This is a genomic window from Celeribacter ethanolicus, from assembly GCF_001550095.1.
GTDB lineage: Bacteria > Pseudomonadota > Alphaproteobacteria > Rhodobacterales > Rhodobacteraceae > Celeribacter > Celeribacter ethanolicus.
The window spans coordinates 92,378-108,669 of the sequence record NZ_LRUC01000046.1 but is presented as its reverse complement, the minus strand read 5'-3'; the positions used below and the strand labels follow the sequence as shown (position 1 = coordinate 108,669).

Genomic DNA, 16,292 nt, shown 5'->3' with positions numbered 1-16,292 from the left:
GGCGCGAGGCCCGGCTTTCGACTTCTTGATTGCGCATAGACTTACGCGGAGGCAGCGAGGCTCTCCGGCGTCTGCCCCTTTTGCAGCTCTTCGGCCACGAGGAACGCGAGTTCCAGCGACTGAGACGCGTTGAGGCGCGGGTCGCAAGCGGTGTGGTAGCGGTCGGCGAGGTTTTCGTCCGACACGGCGCGCAGCCCCCCGGTGCATTCGGTCACATCCTGGCCGGTCATCTCGAAATGCACGCCCCCCGGGATGGTGCCCTGATCGCGATGTACCGCGAAGAATTCCTGCACCTCGGAGAGCACCTGCTCGAAGGGGCGGGTTTTATAACCGCTGTCGGATTTGATCGTGTTGCCATGCATGGCGTCACAGGACCAGACCACATTCGCCCCTTCGGATTTCACCGTCTCGATGAGGCGCGGCAGATGATCCGCCACTTTGCCCGCGCCAAAACGTGCGATCAGCGTGAGACGCCCGGCCTCATTCTCCGGGTTCAGTTTTTCCATCAGAACCTTGAGATCCTCGGCACTGGTCGAGGGGCCGCATTTCAGACCGATCGGGTTCTGCACCCCACGGCAGAATTCGACATGCGCGCCGTCCGGCTGACGGGTGCGGTCGCCGATCCAGATCATGTGGCCGGAGCCCGCAATCGTGGCGCCGGTGGTGCTGTCGACGCGGCAGAGCGCCTCTTCGTATTCCAGCAGAAGCGCCTCATGCGAGGTGTAGAAATCCACCGTCGCCAGTTCGTGGTTGTTCTCGGAGGTCATGCCCGCCGCTTTCATGAAATCGAGCGCATCCTGAATGCGGTTCGCCATGTCGCGGTATTTTTCCGCCTCGTCCGATTCCGTGAAGCCGAGCGTCCAGGAATGCACCCGGTGAATATCGGCAAACCCGCCTTTGGAGAAAGCGCGCAGCAGGTTCAGCGACGCCGCGGCCTGAGTGTAGGCCTGAAGCATGCGGTTCGGGTCGGGGATCCGCGCATCGGCGGTGAAATCGAAGCCGTTGATGATGTCGCCCCGGTAAGACGGCAGTTCGACGCCGCCCACGGTCTCGGTCGGGGCCGAGCGCGGTTTGGCGAACTGACCGGCCATCCGGCCCACCTTGATCACCGGCACTTTCGCACCGAAGGTCAGCACCATGGCCATTTGCAGCATGACCTTGAATGTGTCGCGGATCTGGTCCGCGCCGAATTCGGCAAAGCTCTCGGCGCAATCGCCGCCTTGCAGAAGGAAGGCCTCGCCACGCGATGCCTTGGCCAGATCGCGTTTCAGCTTGCGCGCCTCGCCCGCAAAGACGAGCGGCGGATATTTGGCAAGCTGTGCCTCGACGGCAGTCAGCGCGGCCTCGTCCGTATAGTCGGGCATCTGCACACGCGGTTTGTTGCGCCATGCGGTTTTCACCCAATCCGTCATCGTCTTTACTCCAAAACGGTTGATATTCTCCTCCCTCCCGCGCAGCCGTTAGCGGTAGCAAACGCGGTCGGTCTGCGGAGTTATAGAGAGTGTCAGGCCTTGAGAAAACCCAAAACAGACGCGAAATGCCGCGCAATTGCGTCGCAATGGCCTATTTCTTATGCGTTCAGCGCGCGGGCACAATCCGGTAGGCCGCGCCGTCGATCACCGAGAGAAACCATACCGCCCCGTCGGGCGCTTCGACCACGTCGCGCACACGCCCGGTTTCCGGCCATTGCCACTGCGTCTCACGGCTGAGATCGGGGGACAAGACAGCGATATAATCGAACTTCAGCGAGCCGATCAGATGCGCCCCCTTGAGCTCCGGGAACAGGCGCCCGGAATGGATCGCATAGCCCGAGGGCGCAATCGAGGGCGTCCATTGATGCGCGGGCGGCTCAGTGCCCGCAAGTGTCATCGGCGCAAACCGTCCGCCGCCGTAATTCTCACCATAGGTGGTGAGCGGCCAGCCGTAATTCGCGCCCTTTTTCACAAGGTTGATCTCGTCACCGCCCTGCGGACCGTGTTCGTTGATCCAAAGCCGCCCCTCAGCGTCGAGGGCGGCCCCTTGCGGGTTGCGATGGCCATAGGACCAGATCGCGGGCAAGGCATCCGGTTGATCGACGAAAGGATTGTCGGCGGGGATCGTGCCGTCGCGGTTGAGCCGGAGCACCGATCCGTTGGCGCGCGACAGGTCCTGCGCCAGTGCGCCGTCACCGCGCTCACCCACCGTGAGGTAGAGCGTACCGTCCGGGACCTCGACGATGCGGGAGCCGAAATGCTGGCCTTTGCGGCTGCCGTTCTCCATCACGAAGAGATCGCGAAAGCCTTCAAGCCGCCCTCCTATCAGTCGCCCGACCCCAAGCGCCGTGCCCGCCCCGCCCTGCATCGGCTTGGAATAGCTTAGGAAAATCTCACGGCTCTCAGCGAAATCGCCTGGCACCATTACGTCGAGCAAGCCGCCTTGCCCGGCGTCCCAGACCTTTGGCACGCCGGACACCTCGCGCAGCGTCCCAGCGTCGAGCCATAAAAGCCGCCCGTCCACCTCGGTGATCAATACACCGCCATCCGGCAGAAACCTGATCGCCCAGGGCGCGTCCAGCCCGGTGACCATCGGCGTGACCTCCACCGTGCGGGCCCCGGCCATACGCTCGACAGCGGCGGCGGGAAGCGGCAGAGCAAGGAGGATCAGGCAGGTCAACATACGGATCATCGGAGCACCTCTTTCATCGCAGATGTCATCACATTTTCCTCTTGAGTGAGCTAGAGCGCCGAGACGCACGGTCAATCATGAGGCCGAGTCGGGTGTCGCTGTCACGGCAAGCACACGCATAGCGCGAAACTTCTGCGACCGAATCCCGCAAGGCTCTCAGAATTTGAGCAAATGCCCCCATTCCTAGCGCGATCCGCTCCCGGAACGGGACGGCATATCTTTCCATCCGGTCAAAGCCCGTCTAGTCTCCGGCCCAGGACAAGATCCAAACAGGGAGAATTCTTTTATGAAAAAGCTGCTTCTGGCGACCACGGCCGCCACGCTCATGACCGGTGCGGCCTTTGCCGAAGACGTCAAGGTCGGTATCCTTCTCGGGTTCACCGGCCCGCTCGAAACCATCATGCCGCATATGGCGGACAGTGCGGAGCTTGCGTTCAAGGAAATTTCCGAAACCGGCAAATTCCTCGGCGGTTCGACCATCAGTTCCGTGCGCGGTGACAGCACCTGTGTGGACGCCTCCGCCGCCACCGCCGCCGCCGAACGCCTGATCACCGCCGATGGGGTCGTGGCGATCATGGGCGCCGACTGCTCCGGCGTGACCGGCGCGGTTCTCTCCAACGTGGCCGTGCCGAACGGCGTCGTGATGATTTCGCCCTCCGCCACCTCGCCGGGCCTGAGCTCGATCGAAGACAACGGGTTGTTCTTCCGCACCTCGCCCTCCGATGCGCGCCAAGGCGAAATCCTCGCCGATGTGCTGGAGGAAAAAGGCATCACCTCCGTGGCCGTGACCTACAACAACTCGGATTACGGCAAGGGCCTCGCCGATGCGTTCGCCGCCAATTACGACGGTGAAATCACCCTGAGCGCGCCGCATGAAGACGGCAAGGCCGACTATTCCGCCGAAATCGCGGCACTGGCGTCCGCCGGTGGCGAGCTTCTCGTCGTGCTGGGCTATATCGACCAGGGTGGCAAGAATATCATCCAGTCCTCCGTCGACACCGGCGCCTTCGACATGTTCCTCGTCGGTGACGGCATGTATGGCGAGAGCCTGCTCGGGCTGGGCGACATCGTCGAAGGCATCCTAGGCGTCGTGCCTTGGGCCGAAGGCGAAGGCACCGACATGTTCACCAAGCTGGGCACCGATGCCGGGATTCTGGTCGACAGCACCTACACCCGCGAAAGCTATGACGCCGGCGCTCTGATCGCGCTCGCCATGGCCAAGGGCGGTGCCGCCACCCGCGAAGCCGTTGCCGCCAATGTGCTCGACGTGGCCAACGCGCCGGGCGAGAAAATCCTTCCGGGCGAATTCGACAAGGCGCTCGACATTCTCGCCGCCGGTGGTGACATCGACTATGTCGGTGCGACCAACGTCGAACTGATCGGCCCAGGTGAAGCTGCCGGGTCCTACCGGTATTACACCATCACCGACGGGGCCTACGAGACGGTGGACATCCGCTGAGACAGGGCGTAAGCCACACCATCCGGCCCGGGGCGCCATATGACGTCCCGGGCTGACTTTCTTATCCGGCCCGCTGATAATGAGGCCGGAACCAGATACGGGACACGAAACACATGATCGAAGTGCGTGATCTGCACATGCATTTCGGCGGTTTTCGCGCGGTGGACGGGGCTTCGCTCACACTTGAGCAAGGGTCCATCACGGGGCTGATCGGCCCCAATGGCGCGGGGAAAACGTCGCTTTTCAACTGTATTGCCGGGGTGCTCACGCCGACCTCCGGGCAGGTGCTGTTCAACGGTGAGGACATCACGGGCCTCAAGCCGCATGAGCTGTTTCACAAGGGCATTCTGCGCACCTTCCAGATCGCACATGAATTCGGTTCGATGAGCTGTCGCGAGAACCTGATGATGGTGCCTGCGGGGCAATCGGGCGAGACGCTCTGGAACACCTGGTTCGGGCGCAAACGGATTGCCGATGAGGAACGCGCTTTGCGGGCCAAGGCCGACGAGGTGCTGGAGTTTCTGACGATTTCCCACATTGCGGACCTGAAAGCGGGAGAGATTTCCGGCGGTCAGAAGAAACTTCTGGAGCTGGGCCGCACGATGATGGTCGACGCCAAGATGGTGTTTTTGGACGAGGTCGGCGCGGGGGTGAACCGCACACTCCTTTATACGATCGGAGATGCGATCAAGCGGCTCAATACCGAACGCGGCTATACCTTCTGCATGATCGAGCATGACATGGAGTTCATCAAGCAGCTCTGCGATCCGGTGATTGTGATGGCACAGGGGCAGGTCATGGCGACCGGCACCGCCGACGAGATCATGCAGAACGAAGCGGTGATCGAGGCCTACCTCGGCACCGGTGTGAAGAACAAGAAAACCGGGGAGGACGCGGAATGAACCGTCTGTCTGCGCTTTTTCTCGGAACCATGCTCACTCTGGGCGGCGCGTCGGGCAGCCTGGCCCAAGCGATTGTCGGGGTTGCCTTTGTCGATGGTAAACGTGTCGATCTCTATGACAACGGCACCTGGGATTTCAGTGAACAAGGCGACCTGACCTGTCAGAAGATTGCGGCAAAGCTGTCATTTTGCGGCAATCCCCTGAAGTGGAAACCGGCGAGAGTGCCAAATGCCGAGGTGAGTGCCGCGTTCAGCATGGATGACCGCAATTACGGCATGGTGGTCTATGAAGCGGTTGGCGCAAAAGAGGGAATGTCCCCTGCATTGCTGCAAAGCGTCGCCCTTGAATATGCGGCCGAGGCCGCCGGGGTCTCTGTGCCGCACATTCCTGTTTACGGGATCGAGCCCTCGGAAGTCTCCGGGCACGCAACCGAAACGCTGTATTACGGCGCCTCGCTCGAAGGCATGAACATCATCTATGCCAATACGCCCATCGTTGGGGATCACGACACGGCGCAACTGATCACATATACGCTCGCCGAGCAGATCGACGATGCGTTCAAAGCACGTCACATGGCTTTTCTCGACGACTTCAAAGCGAACTTCTGGGAGGATTCAGAATGACCTTCCTCCACGCGAATGAAATGCGCGGTGGCTATGGCAACGGCGCGGATATTCTGCACGGTTGCACGCTCACGGTGCAAAAGGGCGAGATCGCGGTGATCGTCGGCCCGAACGGCGCGGGCAAATCGACCGCGATGAAGGCGGTGTTCGGCATGCTGAACCTGCGCGAAGGGCATGTCCATCTCGACGGCGAGGATATCACCGACCTGTCGCCTCAGGAACGTGTGCACAAGGGGATGGGCTTTGTGCCGCAGACCCATAACATCTTCCCGACCATGACAGTGCGTGAAAACCTCGAGATGGGCGCCTTCATCCGCAAGGACGATTTTGAGCCGACCATCGAACAGGTCTACGAACTGTTTCCGGCGGTCTATGAAAAGCGCCACCAGAACGCGGGCGAACTGTCCGGTGGGCAACGTCAACAGGTGGCCGTGGGGCGCGCGCTGATGACCAAACCCAAACTTCTGATGCTCGACGAGCCCACGGCGGGCGTCTCGCCCATCGTGATGGACGAGTTGTTCGACCGGATCATCGAGGTCGCCAAGACCGGAATCTCGATCCTCATGGTGGAACAAAACGCCCGGCAAGCGCTTGAAATCGCGGACAAAGGCTATGTTCTGGTGCAGGGCGCGAATGCCTATACCGACACCGGCGCGAACCTTCTGGCCGATGCGGAGGTGCGACGCACCTTTCTGGGAGGCTGAGGGGGCTGACATGCGTATTTTCTCCAGAAAGACGGCACTCGCAGCCCTGCTCCTCGCCGCCCTGCCCACAGCCTTGATGGCCAGCGCACAATGTTCGGTCATCGTACAAGGCGGCGGCGCGCCCTGGCGGTTTTCCCTTGAGGAGGGCGACGGGGTGAGCTGTGCGCGCTATCTGCGCGAAGAGGGGGCGCGTGACGCCACCTGTCTCTTCGAGACCACGGCCGAAGCACCGAAAACCCACCGATACCAACACAGCGACAGCAAGGCCTTCTGGGACCTGCGCGAAGACGGTCTGATGACCGGCTATGTCGATGTGATCACCCAGGACCCGACGCCGGGGGTCGACATGCTCCCCTTCGGCGGCATCTGTCAGGAGGTTGTCTGATGGATCTTCTCAACGCACTGGTTGCGTTCACCAATTTTGTCGTGGTGCCCGCCACCGCCTATGGCGCACAGCTTGCCCTCGGTGCCTTGGGCGTCACGCTGATCTATGGCGTACTCCGGTTCTCGAACTTCGCCCATGGCGAAACCATGTCCTTCGGGGCGATGGTCGTGGTGCTGGTCACCGGACTGTTCCAGAGCTGGGGCATAACGCTCGGCGTCCTGCCCACGGCGCTTCTCGCCCTGCCCTTCGGCATGCTCGCGACCGCGCTCCTGCTTCTGGCGACCGACAAGGCGATCTACAAATTCTATCGCAAGGTGAAGGCCGCGCCGGTGATGCTGGTGATCGTCTCCACCGGCGTGATGTTCGTGATGAACGGGCTGGTCCGCATGGTGGTCGGCACCGATGACCGTCGTTTCGCCGATGGCGCGCGCTTCGTCGTCAATGCCCGCGACTTCAAGGCCTGGTCCGGTTTAAGCGAAGGTCTTGCGATCAAGACGACACAGGTCATCACCGTGGTCGTGGCGATGCTCACCGTCGCGGCGCTGTTCTGGTTCCTGAACCGCACCCGCACCGGCAAGTCCATGCGTGCCTATTCCGACAACGAGGATCTGGCGCTTCTGTCGGGCATCAACCCGGAGCGTGTGGTGACCATCACCTGGATTCTCGTGGGCGCTCTGGCGACCATCGCAGGTGCGCTTTACGGCCTCGACAAGTCCTTCAAACCCTTCATCTTTCAACAGCTTCTCCTGCCGGTCTTCGCCGCCGCCATCGTCGGTGGCATCGGCAACCCGCTGGGCGCCATCGCGGGCGGGTTCGTCATTGCCTTTTCCGAGGTGACGCTGACCTACGCTTTCAAGAAGGTCGTGACCTATCTCGGCCCGGATGGCTGGGCCCCCGACGGCTTGGTGCAGCTTCTCTCGACCGATTACAAATACGCCGTGTCCTTCTCGATCCTGATCATCGTGCTGATCTTCAAGCCGACCGGCCTGTTCAAGGGGCAAAACATATGACCCGGACCCGTGCACCACTGTATTTCGCCGCCATGGCCGCGCTCATTCTGGCCGTCGGCTTCCTTCAGTCGTGGAACTCGGCGCTCTCCATTCTCAACATGGGGCTGATCTCCGCCATCATGGCCTTGGGCGTGAACCTGCAATGGGGCTATGCCGGGTTGTTCAATGTCGGCGTCATGGGCTTCGTCGCGCTTGGCGGCCTCGCCGTGGTGTTGACCTCCATGGCTCCCGTGCCCGCCGCCTGGGCCGCCGGTGGGGGCCGTGTCCTTCTCGCGCTGGTCGTTGGCGTGATCGCCATTGTGGCTGCCGCTCTGACCTTCAAACGCCTGCCGAAAGGGCGTATACGGGGGGCGGTGATCGCCGCCATCCTGATCGTCGGTCTCTGGGCCTACCGCACCTTGTTCGACCCGGCCGTCGCCGCCATCGAAGCCGTGAACCCGGCGGTCACCGGCTATCTCGGCGGGCTCGGCCTTCCGGTCCTTCTGGCTTGGCCTGTAGGAGCCCTGCTGGCCGCCGGTGCTGCCTGGCTCGTGGCGAAAACGGCGCTCGGGCTGCGCTCCGATTATCTTGCCATCGCGACCCTCGGAATTGCCGAGATCATCGTCGCCATGATGAAGAACGAGGACTGGCTGTCCCGCGGCGTCAAGAACGTCAACGGCTTGCCGCGCCCGGTGCCCTATGAGATCGACCTGCAACAGGCAGACTGGTTCCTGACCCTCATGCACAAGATCGGCATGGACCCGGTCACCGGTTCCTCGATCTTCGTCAAGCTGCTCTATGCCGGTTTCTTCCTCGCCGTCATCGTGATCATCGTCACCGCTATGGAACTGGCCCTCAAGTCGCCTTGGGGCCGGATGATGCGCGCGATCCGCGACAACGAGGTGGCCGCCGAAGCCATGGGCAAGGATGTCACCGGACGCCACCTCCAGATCTTCGTGCTGGGCGCGGCAATCATCGGCTTTGCCGGTGCGATGATGACCACGCTGGACGGCCAATTGACGCCGACGACCTACCAGCCGCTGCGCTACACCTTCCTCGTCTGGGTGATGGTGATCGTCGGGGGATCGGGCAATAACTGGGGCGCGGTTCTGGGCGGTATGCTGATCTGGTTCCTGTGGGTCGAGGTCGAACCGATCGGCGCCTGGATCGTCGGGCTTCTGACCTCCGGCATGGAAGACGGCGCGCTGAAATCCGGGCTGATCGAGCGGGTCGCCTACATGCGTTACCTGACGATGGGGATTATCCTATTGGTCGTGCTGCGCTTTTCGCCCCGAGGGCTTTTGCCCGAAAAATAATCATGTGGGCTTCTGCCCGAAAAGTGAACCCGAGGGCTTCCGCCCTAAGATCGAAAATCTGCATCGGGGCTTTGCCGAAAAAGCCGCTCGCCATGCCCCGATGCGCAACTATCCTGTGACGGTATTCCCGGGCGCGTTGCCCATAGCAGTGAGGATCGACAGGTGAAACTTCTCGCAGGCATCTGTGCCGCAGGGCAATCGCGCCGTATGGGCTTCGACAAGCTCTCGACCCCGCCCTCGCTGCATTCTCCCGATACGCTGTTGCGCCGCGCGGTGTCCGCCGCCCATGGCCAGCCCTTCGTCGTCGCCCTGCCCCCGGAAACCCATCCCTATCACCGCGCCCGGCGCGATCTCTTGCGGCCTCATGATCCCTGTCTCGTGGTCGGGGATGCCGAGACTGGCCTGTCCGCCACGCTCAAGGCGCTGGCCCGTTACGCCATCGACCGCGAGGTCGACGGTCTTGCGATCCTGATGGCCGACATGCCCTTCATCACCGCGAGCCATCTCGAAACATTGGCCACCCTGTTCGAAACCTTCGGCACCACGCGCATCGTGCGGGCGCAATGCCAGAGCGGGCGCGAGGGCTATCCGGTGATTTTCCCCGCCGCTCTCTTGCCGGAATTCGAAACCCTCTCCGGGGACGACGGCGTACAGGTTCTGCTGGAACGCCATGGGGTGAAGCGGATGGAAATGCCCTCTGAATCCCCCTGCCTGCATGTGAACACGCCGGAGGACTGGCGGCAGATGTGACAGGGGTCGCAAAGGAGCCCGGTCAGACTGACGAGAGACTTCGCTCGCCGTGAGCGCTTCACGCGCCCGGGAAACGCGACGGTCAACTTCTGGAAATTCGCAGCTCTGCCGCCCATAGGCCGCGAAATATGGTGCCTGAATCAGGCTAATCCAAATTTCAGCGCATTATTCCGCGACAAGCGCCCATATTTGTCCCCATTGGACACATATGGGAAACAGTCGTCTCCGAAACGTCACGCGTCTCTTGGCAGGCAGGAACCGCCTCCCCCGGGATCACACCCGAGGGGGACGGCGGCAAATGCCGGCGCCCCCGACGGCATAGGCCTGAGCAAAAAACCAGGCTCAGGAGACCAGAAGCTCCGCCTCATGTTTGCGCAGGATGCGGCGCGCGGCGGTGAACCCACCACGGGTCGACACTTCGGCCAGTTCCGGGAAGAGCGTGAAAAGCTCCTCGCGGGCCTCTTCGCCGATGCCGGAGAGCGTGTAATCGCCGGGCTGGAAGCTTTCGGACCAGGTGCCATCCGACAGAACCACCTCGTGGCGGTCGAACATCACATGGATATAGGTCAGGCCGGAGGCCTCCACCACATCCACCCCGTCCATCCGGGTCAGGTGTTTCGCCGCAACCAGAACCTCGTGCTCGTCAAAGAGCAGCGCGGCTTTCTCGTTCGAGACCAGCATGCGGTGGTTCGGCGACACCATCATGTCTCGTTCCGGCAGACCGGCCCCGAGCGCGCCCTTGCGGATCAGTACCGGGTTCAACTCGGAGCGCGCCGCGAGATCGGCCCCGGACAGGGTCTTTTGCCCGATCCAGCGGATTTGCTGAATGCCGTTGTCGCGGGTGATCACTCTGTCGCCAACTTTCAGCTCTTCCACCTTCATCTCGCCCTTCGGTGTCGCGATCAGCGTGCCGGGGGTGAAGCAGGGGATGATTTCCTCGATGTTGGTGTAGTTGATGTTGGCGTATTCGTTGGTATCCGCCTTGTAGAGCTGGATCTGACCGTCATAGCCATTGCCGTCGCTGTCCGGGTTCTGCACATGGTGAGTGATCACCCAGCCATCGGCCAGAAGCTCGGTCAGATTGAGCGTATCCCAGTCGACACCGCCGTCGCCACCATGCACGGTGGTGTTGTAGACGCCGGAGGTCACGTCGGTGAAGGTCACGTAGATCGTGTCCTCGTCGTCGCCACCGTCGAGAACGTCGTTGTCGCCACCGCCATAGATCGTGTCATTGTCTTCGCCGCCGAACACGGTGTCGTGGCCTGCACCCGCGTAGATCGTGTCGTCGTCGATGCCGCCGTCGATGTAATCGTCGCCAGAGCCGCCATAGATCAGGTCGTCATCATCCTGACCATAGATCGTGTCGTTGCCGGCGCCGCCGTCGATGATGTCCTTGCCGTTCTCGACTTCGAGATCGCCCGCATCGTCCGGGACGTTCAGGCTGTCCGGATAGGCCGGGTCGAGGCCACCGTAGATGGTGTCGTCGCCGTCGCCGCCGTCGATCGTGTCGGAGCCTTCGCCACCGATGATCGTGTCATTGCCGGTGCCACCCAGAATGGTGTCGTCGTCGAAACCGCCGTCGATGTAATCGTCATCCGCACCGCCGTCGATATAGTCGGCATCGTCACCGCCATAGATGGTGTCGTTGCCGGCGCCACCGTAGAGCGTATCCTTGTCGTTGTCCGGATCGGCATCGTCCGGCACATAGGGGCCGTAGCCGCGATCCGGGCTGCCGTCCGGGCCGCCGATGATGATATCGTCGCCGTCACCGCCTTCGATCACGTCATTGCCGTCGCCACCGTCGAGATAGTCGTCACCGCCCGCGCCGGAGATGGTGTCGTCGCCACCCATGCCCCAGAATTCATTGGTATAGGTGTCCGACGGATCCGTACCCTGACTGTCGAAGCCGATCAGCGTGTCGTCATATTCGGAGCCGATCACCCCGTCGATACCCCCTGCGATCGTGTCGTTGTCGGCATCGCCGCCCGACAGATCGTTCGTGGTCAGATTGACATTCACCGCCTCGTCCGAGCCGGAATAATCAATGTTGTCCTGACCCGCACCGCCGCTGAACGTGTCCGCGCCCGCGCCGCCGATGAACGTGTCGTCGCCCGTGCCCCCGGAGAGGTAGTTGGTGCCCTCGTCGCCCTGCAATGTGTCATTGCCGGCCTGGCCAAAGATCGTGTCGTCGCCCGCGCCGCCGATCAGCGTGTCGTCGCCTTCGCCTTCGCCGATCACGGCGCTGTCCACATCATAGGTCACGTCCGAAATATAGACGACCGAGGTGCCGGTGCCGGTGTTGGCGTGAATGATCTCGATCGAGGACACCGGGCCTTCGATGCTCACCGTCACGGTGTTGCTGTCGGCAGTCGGCGCAACCATATCCGTGCCGGTGCCGGACACGGTGCCACCGTTCTCGGTCAGATCGGAACCGAGGTCGTAGGTTACTTCGACCGCATTGCCATCGGCGTCATAGGCCCGAACGGTCACCGTGCCGTAATTGGCGTCGATATCCGCGATGTTGAAGGTCACATTCTCCACTTCCTCGGAGAAGGCGATCTCGTAGGTGCCGCTTTCGCCCGCATCCGCCGTGGATTTCAGCGACGAGAAAGCGGAGGCGCCATCGACACCGTCGGTGTTGATCGTCGTGGTGGAAAAATCGGAATCGACCGAGTTGTAGGAGGTGTGACACCCGCCACTCTCGACTGGCGTGGTGATCGAGACGGTCACATCGCCGGTGTCCTGGATCAGGATCTTGCCATCCAGGTCTTCGCCATTGTCGACCGTGCCATAGCCGCCATCGGTATCTGCAAGCCTAGCCCAGATGAAGGTCTCGGAGCTGCTCGACGAGACCTCGCCGGTGTCGCCGTAGATCGTATCGTCGCCCTCGCCGCCGAGCACCGTATCGTCGCCATCGCCCGCATAAACGATGTCATTGAGCCCGTCGGCGCTGTCGATCATGTCGCCTTCCGGGTCGCCAGTATAGGCGATGTCGATATAATCGTCCCCCGACGTGCCCTCGACAATCCCGTCGGTCGTGGGAGTCGCAGGATTCGGATCGGTCGGGTCGCAGCGATCATCATAATTCGTCGTCATCGTCTCTCTCCTTGCAACCGCTCACCGCGGGCATCCTCTTTAAAACACGCGCTCAAGGTCCGGGTGCTCCGAGACCATTCGCAGTCTGGGCCCGTACAGGCACTCCGGCCCCGAAGGACCATCCGTAATGGGAAAGACACGACCAGAAATCCCCGACACCATGGCGCAGAACCATGAGCGTCGGCGTTTCGTCACCTCAAGCAGCAGCAGATCGGAACCCCGACCTTTTTCCACATCGGTCACGCCGGTCGACATCCTGCAATACGGATATCTTTTGCGTGGCCGCCCCCGTGGCCTTTGGTGCCCCCCAGTTGGGCCCTTTCTGGATATGTCAAAACCGTGGTCAAGGAACAGGGAAAATGGCGGGAATGTGCTCAAATATGGCGCTCGCGTGGCAGCCCTGCCCACAAATGACCAAAATTCAGGCATTGTCACGACCATGAGTCCTGCCCTAAAAGGAAAATAATTATCATTTGATATTAAGTATTTACGGGATATCCATCAGGATGTGATGCAGGTTTTTACCCCCATTTACCTTACGGAAAGTTTTCCGGCCATATCCGGGAACGGGTGGAGGTCAAAATGTGTCAAAAACATGGCACACACGAGTGGTGAGAACCAATATCGTGCAAAAAACCGAATTCGAGCAAAACCGGGAACAATCCCCGACTGAGCCACGAATCGGATCACAGTGACCCGCCCTCTCTCCCAGGGCCCCAGGATGCGCGGACGAAGGCTTCCCGCCTGCAGAGAATGAGCGTTTTCACACTTTCGACTCCGCACACAACCCAAGCCATTATGCGAACCAAAATAAACAAAACAGGAAAGTGGGAGTCGCCTGTGTGAGCAATCTTCACTCACACCTCGGTCATGTCAGAGGCCTGGTGGAGAACCTCTTGAACGAACTGGTACCCGTGGCCGGACTCGAACCGGCAAGGCCGCAAAGCCGGGGGATTTTGAATCCCCTGTGTCTACCAATTCCACCACACGGGCAGAGCGCTATGAAGGCGCAGTAAAAGGCGTTTAGCCGAGGCTTGAGGAGAGGTCCAGAGGGATCAGCGCGCGAATGCGAAAAATCCTCCCCGCAACACGACAGCCGACGCCGGAACGCCGTCCTGCCCCCTCAGAGCCGATCGGCCGAGAACGTGTCGCAGGCGTTCAGATCGCCTGTCTTGTAGCCGGTGGCGAACCAGTGCTGTCGCTGCTCGGATGTGCCATGGGTGAAGGTATGCGGCTGCGGGATGCGCCCCGCGTTCTTTTGCAGCGTGTCGTCGCCGATCTGTTTTGCGGCGTTGAGCGCCTCGCGGATGTCGCCATGTTCGATGGACCCGAATTTCTCATCCGCCATCTTCGCCCAGATGCCGGAGAAACAATCGGCCTGAAGCTCGATCATGACCGAGACCGCATTGCTTTCCGTCTCCGAGGCCTTGGCGCGATAGGCATTGGCCTGCCCGAGGATGCCCAGCTCGTTCTGCACATGATGCGCGACCTCATGCGCAACCACATAGGCCTGGGCAAAGTCGCCGCCCGCCCCCAGTTGCCGCTGCATCGTGGTGAAGAAATCGGTGTCGAGATAGACCTTCTGATCGGTCGGACAATAGAACGGCCCGGTCGCACCGGAGGCGGAGCCACAGGGGCTTTGCGTCACGCCTTTGTACAACACGAGGATCGGCGGGATATATTCGCCGCCCAGTTGCTCGGCAAAGACCTCGGTCCAAATCTCCTCGGTGTCGGCAAGCGTCACGGACACGAACTGCGCCGCGCGTTCGTCGGCGGCGGTGATCTCGACATTCTGGCCTGTCGAAATGCTCTGGGTTCCCTCCAGAAGCGGCGTGACGTCGATGCCAAGGAAATAACCGATCGCGATGATCGCCAGAAGACCGAGCCCGCCGACCCCGCCCACAGCCTTGCCGGAACTCATGCGCCGCCGATCCTCGATGTTGCGCGAGCCGCGCCGTCCCTGCCACTTCATCGCTCACCCTTTCGAACGCATCACCTGCCGCTCACAATACTGTCAGCCCGGCGGGGAACAAGCCCTCACGCTTGACGCTGCGCCATGAATGGGGCCTATAGGGGCAAAAGCGACGGGACGGCAGATGATCAGACGGCTTTACAACTGGACCATGTCCCTGGCGGAAAGCCCGCATGCCCTCTGGGCGCTGGCGCTCGTTGCCTTCATCGAAAGCTCGGTTTTCCCGATCCCGCCGGACATCCTGATGATCCCGCTGATTGTCGCCCGTCCGCGCGAGGCCTTCAAGATCGCGGGCATCGCCACGGTGGCCTCCGTTCTGGGCGGCATGCTGGGCTATTGGATCGGCTTTGGCGCGTTCGAGACCGTGGGCAAGCCGGTGCTCGAATTCTATGGCAAGGACGCCTATTTCGACGATTTCGCCGCCAAATATAACGACTATGGCGCATGGGCCGTGTTGATCGCCGGCGTCACCCCCTTCCCCTACAAGGTGATCACCATCTTGTCGGGGGTGACGCATCTGTCCCTGCCGGTGTTCATTGTGTCCTCGATCACCGCCCGGGCCATCCGCTTTTTCGTCGTGGCGGCACTTCTATGGAAATTCGGCGATCCGATCCGCGACTTCATCGAGCGCCGCCTCGGCCTCGTCTTCACGCTCCTCATCCTGCTGTTTCTGGGCGGCTTCTATGCCGTGAAATATCTATGACCAAGCCCGCCTCTCCCTTCGCCCCGCAACAACCGGCACTGGCCGCCACCATGGGATCGCTCGCCATCCTTTGTGGCGCCTTCGTGTTCCAGTCGCTGGGCTATGCGCCCTGCGAAATGTGCCTCTGGCAGCGCTGGCCGCATGCCATTGCCATCGCGATTGGCGTGCTCTTTGTGATGACGAAATCCCGCCTGCTGACGTTCCTGGGCGGACTGACCATGCTCGTTTCCGCCGGTCTTGGCCTCTACCATGCCGGTGTGGAGCAGAAATGGTGGCCGGGTCCGACCTCCTGCACCGGCGCCTCAGACGCGCTTTCGGGCCTGTCGGGCATGGATTTGCTGCCCACGGCGGGCGCGGCGAAACTGGTGCTCTGCGACGAGATCGTCTGGGACACCTGGGGGCTTGGCATCACCATGGCGGGCTGGAACTTTCTGTTCTCGCTTATCTTCGCGGCACTCTGGTTCACCGCCTGGCGGAAAGCCCGATAAACCGAAAAAACAGCTCTTGAGATCGGGCGCAAAACACCCCATCTTTGCCTCATGAGCAAAATGCAACCGCAGAAAAAGGTCATTCCCTTCCCCACCGCCCGCCGCGGGCGCAAGCGGGTCGGCGGCGCTCTGGCGGATGCCCGCGCCGAGGCTCTGAAGGCGCGGTTTCACGAAGTGTCCAAAGCCGCGCAAACTGGCGATGCGACAACGCCGCTCAAACGGCTTTTGAAGCGATTCTGAA

At 61.6% G+C, this 16,292-nt stretch carries 15 protein-coding genes and 1 tRNA gene; 11 read left to right on the top strand and 5 right to left on the bottom strand.

What is annotated here, in order from left to right:
• Positions 1 to 41: 41 nt before the first annotated feature.
• On the bottom strand, positions 42 to 1,412 hold the full coding sequence (locus NH195_RS17110) for a class II 3-deoxy-7-phosphoheptulonate synthase (RefSeq protein WP_066709793.1): 1,371 nt from the start codon (positions 1,410 to 1,412) through the stop codon (positions 42 to 44).
• A 166-nt stretch (positions 1,413 to 1,578) separates the two neighbouring features.
• Entirely contained in the window at positions 1,579 to 2,664 is a 1,086-nt protein-coding gene (locus tag NH195_RS17105) for a PQQ-dependent sugar dehydrogenase (RefSeq protein ID WP_066709790.1), read from the bottom strand.
• A 286-nt stretch (positions 2,665 to 2,950) separates the two neighbouring features.
• Here NH195_RS17105 and NH195_RS17100 point away from each other — a divergent pair, with 286 nt between their 5' ends.
• From NH195_RS17100 to NH195_RS17065, 8 genes are all read left to right on the top strand, one after another.
• A complete protein-coding gene (locus NH195_RS17100) occupies positions 2,951 to 4,123 on the top strand; it encodes an ABC transporter substrate-binding protein (protein ID WP_066709788.1) in 1,173 nt (390 codons plus the stop codon).
• A gap of 113 nt (positions 4,124 to 4,236) precedes the next feature.
• Complete coding sequence (locus tag NH195_RS17095; RefSeq protein ID WP_066709785.1) at positions 4,237 to 5,025, top strand: ABC transporter ATP-binding protein; 789 nt, start codon at positions 4,237 to 4,239, stop codon at positions 5,023 to 5,025.
• Between the two features lie 29 nt (positions 5,026 to 5,054).
• Positions 5,055 to 5,648, top strand: a complete 594-nt coding sequence (locus NH195_RS17090; RefSeq protein WP_155846214.1) for a hypothetical protein — start codon at positions 5,055 to 5,057, stop codon at positions 5,646 to 5,648.
• Positions 5,645 to 6,352, top strand: coding sequence for an ABC transporter ATP-binding protein (locus tag NH195_RS17085; RefSeq protein ID WP_066709777.1), 708 nt, complete (start codon positions 5,645 to 5,647; stop codon positions 6,350 to 6,352). Before NH195_RS17090 ends, NH195_RS17085 begins: the two co-directional genes overlap by 4 nt.
• A 10-nt stretch (positions 6,353 to 6,362) precedes the next feature.
• A complete protein-coding gene (locus NH195_RS17080) occupies positions 6,363 to 6,737 on the top strand; it encodes a hypothetical protein (protein ID WP_066709773.1) in 375 nt (124 codons plus the stop codon).
• The gene (locus tag NH195_RS17075; protein ID WP_066709768.1) at positions 6,737 to 7,747 is read left to right on the top strand and encodes a branched-chain amino acid ABC transporter permease; all 1,011 of its coding nucleotides are present in this window, start codon (positions 6,737 to 6,739) and stop codon (positions 7,745 to 7,747) included. Before NH195_RS17080 ends, NH195_RS17075 begins: the two co-directional genes overlap by 1 nt.
• Positions 7,744 to 9,042 (top strand): branched-chain amino acid ABC transporter permease, encoded by a 1,299-nt coding sequence (locus tag NH195_RS17070; RefSeq protein WP_066709764.1) that lies wholly within the window; start codon positions 7,744 to 7,746, stop codon positions 9,040 to 9,042. Before NH195_RS17075 ends, NH195_RS17070 begins: the two co-directional genes overlap by 4 nt.
• A gap of 162 nt (positions 9,043 to 9,204) precedes the next feature.
• Complete coding sequence (locus tag NH195_RS17065; RefSeq protein ID WP_066709760.1) at positions 9,205 to 9,792, top strand: nucleotidyltransferase family protein; 588 nt, start codon at positions 9,205 to 9,207, stop codon at positions 9,790 to 9,792.
• A gap of 342 nt (positions 9,793 to 10,134) precedes the next feature.
• Here NH195_RS17065 and NH195_RS21820 read toward each other — a convergent pair whose 3' ends face one another.
• The 3 genes from NH195_RS21820 to ypfJ form a co-directional block, all read right to left on the bottom strand.
• Positions 10,135 to 12,888, bottom strand: a complete 2,754-nt coding sequence (locus tag NH195_RS21820) for a Hint domain-containing protein (RefSeq protein ID WP_066709757.1) — start codon at positions 12,886 to 12,888, stop codon at positions 10,135 to 10,137.
• 906 nt (positions 12,889 to 13,794) lie between these two features.
• Positions 13,795 to 13,881 (bottom strand) — tRNA-Leu (locus NH195_RS17050).
• Between the two features lie 130 nt (positions 13,882 to 14,011).
• Entirely contained in the window at positions 14,012 to 14,860 is an 849-nt protein-coding gene (gene ypfJ / locus NH195_RS17045; RefSeq protein WP_066709749.1) for a KPN_02809 family neutral zinc metallopeptidase, read from the bottom strand.
• Positions 14,861 to 14,984: 124 nt separating this feature from the next.
• Between ypfJ and NH195_RS17040 the strand changes: the two genes are divergently transcribed.
• The 3 genes from NH195_RS17040 to NH195_RS17030 are packed head-to-tail and all read left to right on the top strand — an operon-like array spanning position 14,985 to position 16,291.
• On the top strand, positions 14,985 to 15,563 hold the full coding sequence (locus NH195_RS17040; protein ID WP_066709747.1) for a YqaA family protein: 579 nt from the start codon (positions 14,985 to 14,987) through the stop codon (positions 15,561 to 15,563).
• Positions 15,560 to 16,051 (top strand): disulfide bond formation protein B, encoded by a 492-nt coding sequence (locus tag NH195_RS17035; RefSeq protein WP_066709743.1) that lies wholly within the window; start codon positions 15,560 to 15,562, stop codon positions 16,049 to 16,051. Before NH195_RS17040 ends, NH195_RS17035 begins: the two co-directional genes overlap by 4 nt.
• Positions 16,052 to 16,102: 51 nt before the next feature.
• Positions 16,103 to 16,291, top strand: coding sequence for a hypothetical protein (locus tag NH195_RS17030; RefSeq protein ID WP_096804945.1), 189 nt, complete (start codon positions 16,103 to 16,105; stop codon positions 16,289 to 16,291).
• Position 16,292: the final 1 nt, after the last annotated feature.